The organism is Fictibacillus phosphorivorans (assembly GCF_001619875.1).
Lineage (GTDB): Bacteria > Bacillota > Bacilli > Bacillales > Fictibacillaceae > Fictibacillus > Fictibacillus phosphorivorans_B.
The window spans coordinates 1-11,992 of record NZ_LRFC01000020.1; the positions used below are offsets into that span (position 1 = coordinate 1).

General features: G+C 37.8%; 20 protein-coding genes. 18 read left to right on the forward strand and 2 right to left on the reverse strand.

What is annotated here, in order from left to right; all coding sequences use genetic code 11:
• Window positions 1–230 precede the first annotated feature (230 nt).
• The 6 genes from AWM68_RS09365 (at window position 231) to AWM68_RS21405 (ending at window position 3,113) form a co-directional block, all read left to right on the forward strand.
• The gene (locus AWM68_RS09365) at window positions 231–677 is read left to right on the forward strand and encodes a hypothetical protein (RefSeq protein WP_066240402.1); all 447 of its coding nucleotides are present in this window, start codon (window positions 231–233) and stop codon (window positions 675–677) included.
• A gap of 3 nt (window positions 678–680) precedes the next feature.
• Window positions 681–1,058, forward strand: a complete 378-nt coding sequence (locus tag AWM68_RS09370; RefSeq protein WP_066240405.1) for a YopX family protein — start codon at window positions 681–683, stop codon at window positions 1,056–1,058.
• 190 nt (window positions 1,059–1,248) lie between these two features.
• On the forward strand, window positions 1,249–1,626 hold the full coding sequence (locus tag AWM68_RS09375) for a replication terminator protein (protein WP_066240410.1): 378 nt from the start codon (window positions 1,249–1,251) through the stop codon (window positions 1,624–1,626).
• A 35-nt stretch (window positions 1,627–1,661) separates the two neighbouring features.
• Window positions 1,662–2,375, forward strand: a complete 714-nt coding sequence (locus AWM68_RS09380; RefSeq protein WP_066240413.1) for a hypothetical protein — start codon at window positions 1,662–1,664, stop codon at window positions 2,373–2,375.
• 66 nt (window positions 2,376–2,441) lie between these two features.
• The gene (locus AWM68_RS09385) at window positions 2,442–2,966 is read left to right on the forward strand and encodes a Holliday junction resolvase RecU (protein ID WP_066240444.1); all 525 of its coding nucleotides are present in this window, start codon (window positions 2,442–2,444) and stop codon (window positions 2,964–2,966) included.
• A 3-nt stretch (window positions 2,967–2,969) separates the two neighbouring features.
• Window positions 2,970–3,113 (forward strand): hypothetical protein, encoded by a 144-nt coding sequence (locus AWM68_RS21405; RefSeq protein ID WP_156488369.1) that lies wholly within the window; start codon window positions 2,970–2,972, stop codon window positions 3,111–3,113.
• A 19-nt stretch (window positions 3,114–3,132) separates the two neighbouring features.
• On the opposite strand, the gene AWM68_RS22005 is transcribed toward AWM68_RS21405, so the two are convergent.
• Complete coding sequence (locus AWM68_RS22005; RefSeq protein WP_269446787.1) at window positions 3,133–3,264, reverse strand: hypothetical protein; 132 nt, start codon at window positions 3,262–3,264, stop codon at window positions 3,133–3,135.
• 401 nt (window positions 3,265–3,665) lie between these two features.
• On the opposite strand from AWM68_RS22005, the gene AWM68_RS09390 reads away from it, so the two are divergent.
• The 4 genes from AWM68_RS09390 (at window position 3,666) to AWM68_RS09405 (ending at window position 6,059) form a co-directional block, all read left to right on the forward strand.
• Window positions 3,666–3,866: an XtrA/YqaO family protein gene (locus AWM68_RS09390; protein ID WP_066240416.1), complete on the forward strand. Its 201-nt coding sequence runs from the start codon at window positions 3,666–3,668 to the stop codon at window positions 3,864–3,866.
• Window positions 3,867–3,883: 17 nt separating this feature from the next.
• On the forward strand, window positions 3,884–5,233 hold the full coding sequence (locus AWM68_RS09395) for a hypothetical protein (RefSeq protein WP_066240419.1): 1,350 nt from the start codon (window positions 3,884–3,886) through the stop codon (window positions 5,231–5,233).
• Window positions 5,234–5,387: 154 nt separating this feature from the next.
• Window positions 5,388–5,585: a hypothetical protein gene (locus AWM68_RS09400; protein ID WP_066240421.1), complete on the forward strand. Its 198-nt coding sequence runs from the start codon at window positions 5,388–5,390 to the stop codon at window positions 5,583–5,585.
• A gap of 21 nt (window positions 5,586–5,606) precedes the next feature.
• Window positions 5,607–6,059 (forward strand): sigma-70 family RNA polymerase sigma factor, encoded by a 453-nt coding sequence (locus AWM68_RS09405; protein ID WP_066240424.1) that lies wholly within the window; start codon window positions 5,607–5,609, stop codon window positions 6,057–6,059.
• Window positions 6,060–6,136: 77 nt separating this feature from the next.
• Here AWM68_RS09405 and AWM68_RS09410 read toward each other — a convergent pair whose 3' ends face one another.
• Window positions 6,137–6,400, reverse strand: coding sequence for a hypothetical protein (locus AWM68_RS09410; RefSeq protein WP_066240427.1), 264 nt, complete (start codon window positions 6,398–6,400; stop codon window positions 6,137–6,139).
• A gap of 90 nt (window positions 6,401–6,490) precedes the next feature.
• On the opposite strand from AWM68_RS09410, the gene AWM68_RS09415 reads away from it, so the two are divergent.
• From AWM68_RS09415 to AWM68_RS09450, 8 genes are all read left to right on the forward strand, one after another.
• Complete coding sequence (locus tag AWM68_RS09415; RefSeq protein WP_066240430.1) at window positions 6,491–6,715, forward strand: hypothetical protein; 225 nt, start codon at window positions 6,491–6,493, stop codon at window positions 6,713–6,715.
• A 78-nt stretch (window positions 6,716–6,793) separates the two neighbouring features.
• Entirely contained in the window at window positions 6,794–7,549 is a 756-nt protein-coding gene (gene terS, locus AWM68_RS09420; protein WP_066240433.1) for a phage terminase small subunit, read from the forward strand.
• Window positions 7,549–8,868, forward strand: coding sequence for a PBSX family phage terminase large subunit (locus AWM68_RS09425; RefSeq protein WP_156488370.1), 1,320 nt, complete (start codon window positions 7,549–7,551; stop codon window positions 8,866–8,868). The genes terS and AWM68_RS09425 overlap by 1 nt, the downstream gene beginning before the upstream one ends.
• A 12-nt stretch (window positions 8,869–8,880) precedes the next feature.
• A complete protein-coding gene (locus tag AWM68_RS09430; protein WP_231868408.1) occupies window positions 8,881–10,215 on the forward strand; it encodes a DUF1073 domain-containing protein in 1,335 nt (444 codons plus the stop codon).
• Window position 10,216: 1 nt separating this feature from the next.
• Window positions 10,217–11,002 carry a phage minor head protein gene (locus AWM68_RS09435; RefSeq protein ID WP_066240438.1) on the forward strand — a complete coding sequence of 262 codons (786 nt, stop codon included), beginning with the start codon at window positions 10,217–10,219 and terminating at the stop codon, window positions 11,000–11,002.
• 13 nt (window positions 11,003–11,015) lie between these two features.
• The gene (locus tag AWM68_RS09440) at window positions 11,016–11,324 is read left to right on the forward strand and encodes a Gp49 family protein (protein WP_082820656.1); all 309 of its coding nucleotides are present in this window, start codon (window positions 11,016–11,018) and stop codon (window positions 11,322–11,324) included.
• Window positions 11,308–11,499 (forward strand): hypothetical protein, encoded by a 192-nt coding sequence (locus AWM68_RS09445; RefSeq protein WP_066240442.1) that lies wholly within the window; start codon window positions 11,308–11,310, stop codon window positions 11,497–11,499. Before AWM68_RS09440 ends, AWM68_RS09445 begins: the two co-directional genes overlap by 17 nt.
• A gap of 43 nt (window positions 11,500–11,542) precedes the next feature.
• A partial coding sequence (locus AWM68_RS09450) for a DUF2213 domain-containing protein (protein WP_156488371.1) occupies window positions 11,543–11,992 on the forward strand: 450 nt, incomplete at its 3' end.

Genomic DNA, 11,992 nt, shown 5'->3' on the forward strand with positions numbered 1-11,992 from the left:
CTTAGGAAATGGAATTTACTTCTTTCCAGCTGAAACAGATCCAGAAAAGATTAAAGCAGCTGGAGAGATACAGGCTGCATGGTATGCATCTTTTATGGCTGAAACAGAAGGGATGAGTGATTCAGCTTGAAAAAGTTCTTTTACTCTCTTATCTGCAAAATAAGAGGCAAACATAAAATTCAATACTCTACAGACCGGTGTAAATGCGGCTACAAAAGGAGGGGCGGTTGATGGATGAAATTAACGCATTTATGAATGGTTATGAACTTGGACCAGAGCTTCAGTGTAATAATTGCGGTGTTAAATTTCATGGGGCACATACGTGTCAAATGGATGTTCTTATCAAGACAAATAAGGAATTGGAGGAAAAAGTAGAACGCCTACAAGCGGAGATCGAAGAACATGAAAAAGGTAACAAATTAGCAAATAAAGAAACTGAATCGCTAATTAATAGCTTCCAGCTCAAGGTGGCGGACTACAAGAAAACAGCAAGTCTCTATTACGAAGAAATGATGCAACATAAACAGAAGGCGGAGAGGTTGGAGAAAGGGATAAAAGAATCTTTATCATTCTTAGGCGAAAACAGTGGAACAATCGAAAATCCTAAAAAGCTAACAATAGGTGAATTAACAATTTTATATGACATGTTAGCACAATCACTAGGAAACGGAGGATAAGGGATGAGCAGAGAAATTAAGTTCCGTGCTTATGTGAAATCTTTTGAAAAAATCATGAACGTTAGTGAAATAGATTTCCAAAATGAAAGTGTTATTGCTAACGATGGATTTTTAGGTGGTCTATTTGAATTTGATGATGTTGAATTAATGCAATTCACAGGCTTAAAAGATAAGAACGGCAAGGAGGTCTATGAGGGGGATGTAATTATTGGAGAACCTGGTTTCCCTTGTAAAGTTGAATGGGATATAGATAACGCTTGTTTTTATGCACCTGCTAATAATATTCCACTAGTGGCGGTGTCAGCTAGTAATTTTAAACGTCGAGAAGTAATCGGCAACATTTACGAAAATCCTGAACTTCTAAAGGAAGCAGTCCAATGATCGTAAAAAAGAACAGGACGTTAGAAAGACGTTCAGCGTATTGCCCTAACTGTAAATTTAAAGTCTTTGAGAACGTACCAGCTGTAAGTAAGGTTTCAATGCGCTTTAAATGCACTTGTGGGTGCAGCTGGTCTATGAAAATAAAAGATGCAGTTAGAGAACTTAACTTATAAAAACAGGAGGAAATAACATGGCAAACATTATTAATCTATCAAGCTTCGCTGAAGGAGCAGTTGCAGAACGTTTTAACGCTGAGCTTCAAAAGATCTTGGAAAATATCGCAGATCCTAACACAGATGCAGCAAAGGTTAGAAAGCTCACATTAACTCTTTCTTTTAAGGCTGATGAGAAACGCGATATCGTTGTAACAAGTGTTCAGGCTAAATCAGCATTATCTCCAGCTAAACATATTGAAACAAAAATCGTTATGGATCTCGATAACCGCGGAAATGTAACCGGTGCCGAATTGAAATCAGGGATTAAAGGTCAGTCATACATCACTGAAGATGGTGAAGTAGAGACCGATGTGGGCGAAAAAGTAATCAGCTTCAAGCAACAAAGCAAATAATTAAAAAAATTTAAATTAACTGGAGGAATATAAAAATGATTAAAGCTGCAATCGAATATATCGTCGGTCTTGGAAACACAAAAATTGAGGAAGTAAACGGTCAGCAATATTCAACCGAAAGGCTGCACCTTGTTCCTGAAGCTACTCCTGAATCACTTAAAGTAAGGTCTCTATCTGGTTTAGTCGAGTATCTGAAATCAGAGTTTGACGAAGATGAGTTTGACGGAAAAATGATTCATGTTGTAAGTCCAACTGAGGTGCTGGTGTTTAGTACATACAACCAGGACTACAGCAGAAATGAATATATTCGAGCTCAAGCTATGCTGCCGGAATTCTCTTTTGATAGGTTCTATAGTTCAGAAGACTTTAACATCAAATTACAATCATCATTCGTGAAAAATGAAGATCGCGACATAATGCTAAAGGTTGTCGGAAACATCAAAGAAGAGAACGTCAATACAGTGGGTGATGATGGGGTTTCCCAGTCAGTTGTCGCTAAAACAGGGGTTGCTACAGTAGGAAATGTCTTAGTACCAAATCCAGTAGTATTGAAGCCTTATCGAACTTTCGTTGAAGTTGATCAGCCAGAAAGTGATTTTATCTTCCGGATGAAGAATGGTCCAGCATGTGCTTTGTTTGAAGCTGATGGTGGAGCTTGGAAGTTAGCGGCTATGAAGAATATTCGAACTTATTTACAAGAAGAACTCAGCTCTGAGATTGAAAAAGGACAGCTGGTAATCATCGCTTAAAGAATATCGCTCCTGCTTTTCTGCTTGAAGAGCAGGAGTTCATCAAATTTGGATGAGGTGAACAGTATGTCACAGGGAAATCGCGGTATGGCTTTTGAAATGATGCTGAATTTGATCAATCAAATGTATGCCAATCAAAAGGTAGCACTAATAAATAAACGTCCTACACCGGTAAAAGTGCTCAAAAGTAAAGGTACAAAGGTATTGAACGGATTTTACGAAGCTCCCAGTACGGTGGATTATGACGGAGTATATAAAGGCAGGGCAATTGCCTTCGAAGCAAAATCAGTAGGAATCGATCGCTTTGATTTAAAGAATCTTCATCAGCATCAACTCAATTACCTAGAGAAGGTTGAGAACATGGACGGAATTAGTTTTGTGTTGATTGAGTTTCGCTCAACAAAGCAAATATTCTTCATTCCATATTCGACGATTAAACATTACGTTAATCACGCTTCAAAAGGCGGGAGAAAGAGTATTCCTTTAGTTGATCTAGAAATTTACGCATACGAGGTTAAGAGAACAAAACGCAGCACACTCGATTACCTGGAATGGGTGGACAAGCTCTTAGAAGATGAGGTGGCAGTTTAGTTTATGAAAGACTACAGCAAGATCAGACTCTATGATCTGAACACACTTTGCCGCAAAGGTGATAAAGAGGCACTTAAAGAGTGGAAACGAAGATGGATTGCGGAATGGCCATCGATGGATGGGCAGATAAGGATAAAGGAAAAATAAAAAGACCTTGGGGAAGGTCTTAATGAATTGAAAACTTGAAAATGACATCTCCGTATTTTGCAATAGCAGAAATAATAATTGCTGCTACAGCTAAAGCAAAAATTGGCACCAGAACATTATTTAGTAAAAAATCTCTAAGAATATTTAACAAGTATTGCCCTCCTCCCTTAACTAAATATTAACAAAAAAGGAAGGAATAAAATATGCCAAAACTTTTTGGATGGGTAAAGTGGGAAAAGAGCAGTGAAAAAAACACCACTTGAGTGGAACTTGTTTACAAAAAGGGGAGTTTATCGATGAAAGATAATTTAAATGGTAAGTTTACAAATGTTGAATTCGAAATGATGGTGGACGATATGATTAGAACTCTTCTGTATACAATCAAATACCATGTTGAACTTTCTAAGTTTACAAAAGTAGGTACGATTCACTAATGGCTGCAGGGTTCTCTGATAAAGAAGCATTGGAAATCGTGAAAGCAAGAGGTATAGAGTAATTTTATTTTGCTGGTGGGGTAGATGATGAAACAAAGTAGACTAAGGGGGTATTGCTTTGAGATTAAATGACTTAGAAATTAATCCTTCTACCCAGAAACTAGAAATTGATATAATGGAAAAAAATTCATCTTTTATGATTGTGGTATCGAATGGGAAGGCAAGAATGACAGAGCTGCCGGTTCACGGTGAAACAAAGATCATCACACATCAGGGTAAGGTGAAGCGCGTTAAGTGGGATGTTGGGGAAGAATTTTAATGACAGGTGGTTAGCAGATGGGGAAAGTATTCATTTCTAAAAAACAACGAAAGCTATTATTGAGTAGTAGCGTAATTAATCAAAATGATTTTTTGGAGATTAAATTACTTTTAGAGAAATATGAAATATTAACATTTGATGCACTTAGCAATGAAGAAAAGGGGCAAACATACCAGGCGGTTTTACCAAATTTATTAGGCGTTGCACAAAGTGAATGGGAAGAAGATGGCACAACCCCTGTTATTGATTTAGGAGAAAACTATAAATCCATTGGTCAGGCTTGTTCCTTATGCGGGAAAAAGCCTCTTAGATGGAAGTGTCCGATTAAAAACCAATATACCAAACAAACTCTGGTTGTTGGGAGTGAGTGTTCAAAAGAGTTTGGGGAAGAGATGAAAATAAGATTTAAGCATTACATGAAAGAAGCTGCTAAAGCGGCAAAAATAAAAGAGTTAAATGATAAATTCCCAGGAATCAGTAAAGTTGTTGAAATGTGGAGTAGTAAACTCGGAGAGTATCCAATTATTATTTCAGAAGAACTTGATTCAAGATGGAGGATACTTGGAGATAAATTAACTAAAATTTTCAATAACTTCATAGATGGAAAGATGAAGAAATCACCTATTTTAACTATTGAGTCCTTATTGTTGAAAAGAGAATGTTTGCTAAAGGAGATAGAAATATTCATTGAGATGAACCGGAAAAAATCCTTCATTGCTCAAAGTGATTTGGCTAAATGGTTAAGAACCAATGGTAAACAAGACGTAATAGAAACAATTAAAAAGGATGGGGGATTTATTAAGTGGAGAACTGCTCATAGAATTACTGAAGCAAATTTCATGAGAGATTTAGCCATTAAATTTAATACTGTATTAAAAAATATAGGCTTAAAAATTGAAGGCACTGGATCCACTAAAGCGGAGTACATTTTTAAGTTTACTGATGCTCCATTAAGTAGCTTAGAATTTAGTTACCAATACTCTGAATTTGTTTTAAATTATGGAGGTCTAATTTTTGAAGAAAACTTAGATATTCCAATTAACATAAGAGAAGTTTTCGATAAGGGTACATTGAGAGGACTGCACACGCATGAAAAGATTGTCTTAGAACTTGTTAAGAGAATTAAGGATTCCTCTTTAGTTTATAAGTCCCTCCCCTATAATGAATTAATTTTTAATTTTAATAATGAGTATTTTTTAGTTGAATACAAGAGTTTTGCTGAAAGATACAAAAGGATAATCTTTGGTGATGACATAAAGAGTGAAGAAATTATAAATCACATAAATCTCTCATCGAGAAAAATGAATAAACAATCATATAATTTACATCTGGAAGCTAGGCAAATAGCGCGAAAAGAAGTACGATAATTTGTTCTACCAGCCATCTGGAGGACACTGATCAAGAGCAGGAACAAGCCCCCTGCCCTGATTGGTGTCTTTTTTTACGTTCTTATAGGGGTATAAGGGGTCATCATCATAGGTTTCGCAGCTATCCCTCACATTTATGGAGGTGCGATTAGCAATGAACACACTAAACGATCAATTAAGTATGTGGAAAAATAAAAATCAACCAGTTCCAGTTAAGAAGAAAAAAGAAAAAACATCTGACAAAGCCCAGAAAGCACATTCTGAGAAATTGAGTGATCGAGACATAAGAGAACTCATGGGGATGAATAGACCGCGTTACGAAAAGCGTGGAGGTGCAATTAGACAGAGATAAAAGGTAAGGGGGAGTTTTACCATGAAGGAACAGATTGAAAGCTTGCTATTTGATTATCATTGGATGAAAAAAGAAGTAGAACGTCTTCAAAGAATTCTTTACGGGTATTCCACACCGATGAAGTCCTGGGGAGTCGCTCAATATGGAATTGATGCAGCAATGCCGAACGGAAGTAAAGGTAAGAGCCAGATTGAATTAGAAGAAATGGATGTCAGAGAAGAACGTCTTTATAAACGCTTGAAGAAGTTTGAAGATATTGTTTTCGCTATTGAAATGGCTGCGGATCTTCTGGAAGAGGAAAAACAAACGGTAATATATGATTGTTTACTAGATGGTATGAGTTATAGGTCAATCGCGAATCATGTGGGAATGTCCAGAAACCAGGTCAAAAAAACCAAAGATACCATATTGAACCATTTGAGCCAAAAAAGCCACTTTGTGCAATTGTTGAAAATCGAAAAATCAGCAGTGTAAAATGGGAGGCAGGACGGCGCGGAGATTAAATTTCGCCAAAGAACGATAAAAACCACCTGGCAAGAGGTGGTCATTAGTTAGCTAGCAGTATATGTTTTCCATGGGATCCTTCGAGGATCTATGTTTGCTAAGAATTTTACGATATCTGTTCTTCCGTGATATGTTGGAATTCCTCTAGCCTTCTGTGCCATTAAAATAACCGGCATTCTAGGAAAATAACGACTGAAACCAGCTCTAACTTTTTCAATCTCACTTGAATGTTGTTGTAAAACAGTTGGTTTAACTACAACAATAGCAAATGTGATACCTTGTTCTTTAATAACTGCTCCATCAAAACGCATAAATATATTCACCTCCTTTACTACAAATTTCGTCATTAGAAGAGGAAATTCCTTCCTTTTGTCGAATGCATAGGAAAAAGGAGTGATATTATGAAGTTACAAGAAGTAGATAGTAGCACTTCATATCATAGTGGATATGGTGCTGGAAGTGGTGAAGTTATTCGTGAAGAGTATAAGTGCCCTTGCGGTAACGGAAAAGTTATATATGAAAAAGATGATATTCCAGGATTTAAAGAAACCAATATTTATAGCACTTGTAAAGAATGTGATGAAAAGTTTGAATTCGGCAGAGGCACTGCTAAAGAGAAAAAGTAGAATAAAAATTGTTTAAGCATCCTTCAGGGTGCTTTTTCTTTTGCTCCAAAACAAAAACATGGGGGTGGGTGATATGTAGTGGCAAGAGCAAGAAGTCCAAGTCGAGATAAAGCCTTTGAACTGTGGAAAGAAAGTAATGGAAAACGGTTGTTAAAAGACATTGCAGCTGAATTAAATGTCACCGACACCCAAGTTCGAAAGTGGAAAAATCAAGATAAATGGGATGAACAATTGAAAGGTAACGTTACCATTGTGAAAAGGAACGTTACTAAAAAATCGAATACTCCTAAAAAGTCTGGGGGACAAGCAGGGAACAGAGGGAACCCTAATCCTAAACATAAATTTCCGAATCACAACAACCTAGCGACAAAACATGGTCTTTTTAGTAAGTTTCTGCACGAAGAACAAATAGAGATCATTAAAGTGATGAGTGATTTAGACATTGCTGATCAAATATGGTTTCAGATAGAAATTAAATTTTCGGCAATTGTTCGAATGCAAAAGATTATGTGGGTAAATGATGATACCGATCACTTGAAAGAAGAAAGCGGAAGTAGCTGGGCTGATGGTGGAGGAAGTGAGTCGTATAAAGTCTCCTTTGCTTATGAACGCTATGAGTCTTACATTAAAGCTCAAGCAAGAGCGATGGCTGAGTATAGGAATCTAGTAAAACAGTTTCTAGATTTGGCGCACGATGAGGACGAAAGAAGATTAAAACTGGAACAAATGAGGCTTGGAATTGAGAAGACCAAAGCTGAAATCGATAATATGAACGATGATGAAAATGATGCTCCTATAGAAATAGTCATAAAGAGAAAAGGTGAGCGGTCATGATTGAAAAAGAAGTGAACCCTCACTTTGAAGATTTCCTTTTTGATTGGAGTACAAAGACTCAATTTCTTGTCGGTGGATATGGCAGTTCAAAAAGCTACCATGTCGCATTAAAGATCATACTCAAGCTGTTATCCGAAAAACGAAAGGCGTTAGTCGTACGTGAGGTCTATGAAACACACAAGGACAGTACGTTCTCTCTTTTTACTGAAATCGTAGAGGATTTAGGATTGCTTGACGATTCGGGTAGGAAGAAAGTGGCCAAGGGGAAAATCAGGCCAAAAGAAAGTCCATATGAGTTGAAGTTCTCGAACGGCTCTAAGATCATCTTTAAAGGCATGGATAAACCAGCCAAGTTGAAATCCATTAATAATATTTCTCTAATCTGGTTAGAAGAGTGCTCTGAGATTAAATATGCCGGCTTTAAAGAGCTCCTTGGACGTCTTCGTCATCCCACATTGCAGCTGCACATGATTTTATCGACGAATCCAATCGGAGAAGACAACTGGACATTCAAACACTTCTTTAAAGATGAACAAAAGAACCGTTTAGTCCTTGACGATGCTGAACTTTATGAGAAACGAACAATTATTGTTAACGATACGTATTACCATCACTCTACAGCGGACGATAATCTTTTTCTTCCGGAAAGTTATATTGCACAGCTGGATGAATTGAAAGAATATGATCCTGACCTTTACCGTATTGCTCGGAAAGGTCGTTTTGGTGTTAACGGGGTTAAAGTCCTTCCTCAGTTCGAGGTAAGGGGTCACGATGAAGTTATGGCTGCTATAAACCGATTAGCACACCCTTTAAAACGGGTCGGTATGGACTTTGGTTTTGAAGAATCCTATAACGCTGTGGTAAGGCTTGCTATCGATCGTGATAAACAGATCCTTTATATCTACTGGGAGTATTACAAAAACAAAATGACCGATGATAAGACGGCCAAAGAGTTGAATGAATTCAAAATTTCTAAAGAACTTATAAAAGCGGACTCAGCTGAGCCGAAAACAATCGAATTTTTTAAACAAAATGGCTTCAACATAAGAGGGGCGAAAAAATTCCAAGGTTCACGGCTGCAGTATACGAAAAAGGTCAAACGATTCAAGAAAATTATTTGCTCTAAGCAATGTACAAACACGATATACGAGCTGAAGCCATTGACCTATAAGAAAAACAAGTTGGATGAAATCATTCCGGATGAGTTTAACCTGGATCCACATACATTGAGTGCCATCTGGTATGCCCTTGATGATTATGAGGTATCTGACTTAAAAGGTCCTTTGGATCGGTACAAACGTCTTATGAATGTTAGATAGGGAGGTGAGGAAGTGAAAACAATTGATAAGGCAAAGAGTATGCGGAATGACTTTATGATTGGTAATGGAAAAGGACATTCTAAGGATGCTCTTGTCAGACAGCAACCAGGATTAAGAAGGAGGCTGACTCACCAACAGCTATCCAATCTTTATGCTGATAATCGGATCATTCAGAATATCATCGATATCCCTGCTGAAGACATGACTCGCAGCTGGTTCACTTTGAAGATGAAGGACGAAACCTTAAAGAATAACATTATGAGTAAATTAAGGGATCTAAAGGCAAAAGAAGCTTTTAAGAAAATGAGATCGTTCGAACGTTTGCGTGGTGACGGTTTTATTTCGTTAGGGATAACTCAATCTACAGCATTTAATTTATCCGACAAGCTGGATGAAACAAAACTTAAGCGTTTGGATTACATTCATGCTTTTTCTGGAATGAAGGTTGAAGACTTCATATTGAACGAGGATATGTTCAGCTTAAATTATGGCCAAGTGGAAATGTTCAAATTGAATCGTAGATCCCGATTAGGTGAACAAATTGCAGGCGTTACTCAAGATAATGTCCATGCATCTAGAGTGATTCATGATCAAACACGTAGGCTTGAAGATGAATATAGAGGACAGCCTTTACTGGAACCCTTATATGACATCATCACGATTTTGGATACGTCTCTTTGGTCTGTGGGTCAAATGCTTTATGACTTTGCCTTTAAAGTCTATAAATCAGATGGCATAGAGAACATGAGCAGTGAAGAAAAGTCAGAACTCGGAATGCTCATGGATTATATGTTCCGAACTGAAGCACTCGCAATTATCGGGACCAGTGAAGAGCTTAAGAAAGAGGGTACGCCAATCGGTGGCATAAAAGAGCTGCTTGATTACGTGTGGGAGATGTTGGCTGGTGCTGCAAGAATGCCGAAATCGGTAATCAAGGGACAAGAAGCCGGCACGATTACAGGTGCTCAGTACGATGTCATGAACTACTATTCTCGTATTGCTGCACAACAAGAAAACGAAATGCGGCCACATTTAGAACGTTTGATTCGATTATTGTTGTGGTCCTCAGATGAATTGGGCGGCAGCATCGATCCAGCAACAATTGAATGGGAGCTCAAATTCAATCCTTTATGGGAAGTTGATTCTAAAACGGATGCTGAAATCCGAAAGATTGTTGCAGAGACTGACAACATTTATATCACAAATGGTGTAATTATGGCTGATGAAGTAAGAGAAACAAGATTCGGGAACTCAGGTCTTACCAACGTTCTTAAATTCACTGGTGATGATGCTGATATCGAGAAAATGGCTCTTGAAGTTTACCGAGCATATAAAGGTCGTGGGTAAGATGCCTAAAATCGCTCCTCCTACACGTTTTCCTGATGCTGTGGCACTCTTGTATTACCGGAGTATGAAGCGTTTAATTTTGGCTTTAAAGAAGCTCTCTCTTGAAGTGTTTGATGAGCAAATAAAGCCCGAGGTTAAAAATTACAAAAAAAGATATGATGACTCCACATTTATTGAAGATGGACCTTTAGACATCATTCAGAGGGCAATCGACATTATAAAAGGATTATCGCTTGGGATTTTTACTTCCAGTGAGGTCCAGTCGATCGCCAACACATTTGTGAATGGTGTAAATGTCTTTAATAAAAACAACATTCAAAAACAAGGTGCTATCAAAGGCATTGATCCAACAGCATACGAACCTTGGCTCCAGGAGTACATGAGATCTTCTGTTTCGGAGAATGTTAGTTACATCAGCAAGCTCCGTGATGATTACTTTACTGACATCGAAACCATCGTCATGCAAGGTGTGAAAAGAGGACATAGTCCTAAACAAATTCGTGATGAATTAATCGAGCGAGTTGGATTATCCTTGAAACGCGCTGAATTTATCGCTATTGATCAAGCCGGAACCATTCTTGGTCAAATGACAGCAAAGAGACATCAGCAAATGGGAGTTTCGAAGTTTACTTGGGTAACTTCTAAGGATGAGCGAGTGAGGAAGACTCATCAAGAGCTAGATAACCAAGTTTTTTCTTACTCAGATCCACCAACTGTAGGTAAACGTAAAGTATTGCCTGGAGAGGATTATCGTTGCCGGTGTGTTTCTAGACCGGTATTTGATTAAAGGAGGAAATGACGTGTTTAAAAATAAAGTTACATCAGAGCAAGTGGAAAGCATTATGCAAGCCTCTGAATTCGAAGTTTTTCATCGAGTATTTGATAAGCAATGCCTAGTGGTCGCTAAGCTTCCGAATGGATTTACAGTGGTCGGAGAATCTGCTTGTGTAAATCCTGACAATTATGTTGAGGAAATTGGTGAGAAACTTGCAAAAGAGCGAATCAAGAACCGAATTTGGGAGCTTGAAGGATACTCACTTCAAAACTTCCATCACATTGCACATACAGCTTTAGCTGAAGCGAGGAAATTTCATGGACCGAAAAGATAGCAAGAATCTTGAACGTATCGCTAATGCTCTTGAAGGTATAGAAAAACATCTTAAACGAAAACGTTCTGTGACTATAACACCAAGCATTAATGTTAAAGGGTCCGTTACAGAAAGTGTGAAAAAGGAATTAGACAAACAATTTAATAATTTAAATGAGCTCTACCGAGAAGGTTAGGGCTATTTTTATGCGATCAGAAAGGGGGTGATGATGTGTGAAGATGCAACGTTATGACAAAGTCATGATCAATGATTATAGCGAAACAGAAGAAGGCTATTTAACCGTATGCGTACCGATTACTAGACCAGGTGTATTTCCTTATCAAAGATCGGATGGAACGATTCAGATGGAGGCTAAGCTGCCAGAGGATATCTTTAGCGATCGTACCATTCGTTCAGCTAAGTCCAAACCAGTGACAGATGATCATCCAAATGAGCCGGTTAACCTTAAAAACTATAATCGCTATGCAAAAGGTCTTTCCCATACGGATGCAAGAGTAGAAGATTTAAAGCTCTATGTATCTATGACCATTACCGATGAAGGACTTATTCAAAAGATTTATGACGGCAAAAGAGAAATCAGTATCGGCTTTATGTCCGATGTTGTGGCTGAATCTGGAGCTTATAATGGCCAGTCTTATGAATTTGTTCAGAGGAATGTAGAAATTAAT

Excerpts from the sequence above, each read along its gene's own strand:
- AWM68_RS09380 (WP_066240413.1), top strand. The coding sequence starts at position 1,662 with ATGATTAAAGCTGCAATCGAATATATCGTCGGTCTTGGAAACACAAAA.
- AWM68_RS09410 (WP_066240427.1), bottom strand. The coding sequence starts at position 6,400 with ATGCGTTTTGATGGAGCAGTTATTAAAGAACAAGGTATCACATTTGCT.
- AWM68_RS09395 (WP_066240419.1), top strand. The coding sequence starts at position 3,884 with ATGGGGAAAGTATTCATTTCTAAAAAACAACGAAAGCTATTATTGAGT.
- AWM68_RS09370 (WP_066240405.1), top strand. The coding sequence starts at position 681 with ATGAGCAGAGAAATTAAGTTCCGTGCTTATGTGAAATCTTTTGAAAAA.
- AWM68_RS09385 (WP_066240444.1), top strand. The coding sequence starts at position 2,442 with ATGTCACAGGGAAATCGCGGTATGGCTTTTGAAATGATGCTGAATTTG.
- AWM68_RS09415 (WP_066240430.1), top strand. The coding sequence starts at position 6,491 with ATGAAGTTACAAGAAGTAGATAGTAGCACTTCATATCATAGTGGATAT.
- AWM68_RS09375 (WP_066240410.1), top strand. The coding sequence starts at position 1,249 with ATGGCAAACATTATTAATCTATCAAGCTTCGCTGAAGGAGCAGTTGCA.
- AWM68_RS09435 (WP_066240438.1), top strand. The coding sequence starts at position 10,217 with ATGCCTAAAATCGCTCCTCCTACACGTTTTCCTGATGCTGTGGCACTC.
- AWM68_RS09365 (WP_066240402.1), top strand. The coding sequence starts at position 231 with ATGGATGAAATTAACGCATTTATGAATGGTTATGAACTTGGACCAGAG.
- AWM68_RS09445 (WP_066240442.1), top strand. The coding sequence starts at position 11,308 with ATGGACCGAAAAGATAGCAAGAATCTTGAACGTATCGCTAATGCTCTT.
- AWM68_RS09400 (WP_066240421.1), top strand. The coding sequence starts at position 5,388 with ATGAACACACTAAACGATCAATTAAGTATGTGGAAAAATAAAAATCAA.
- AWM68_RS09405 (WP_066240424.1), top strand. The coding sequence starts at position 5,607 with ATGAAGGAACAGATTGAAAGCTTGCTATTTGATTATCATTGGATGAAA.
- AWM68_RS21405 (WP_156488369.1), top strand. The coding sequence starts at position 2,970 with ATGAAAGACTACAGCAAGATCAGACTCTATGATCTGAACACACTTTGC.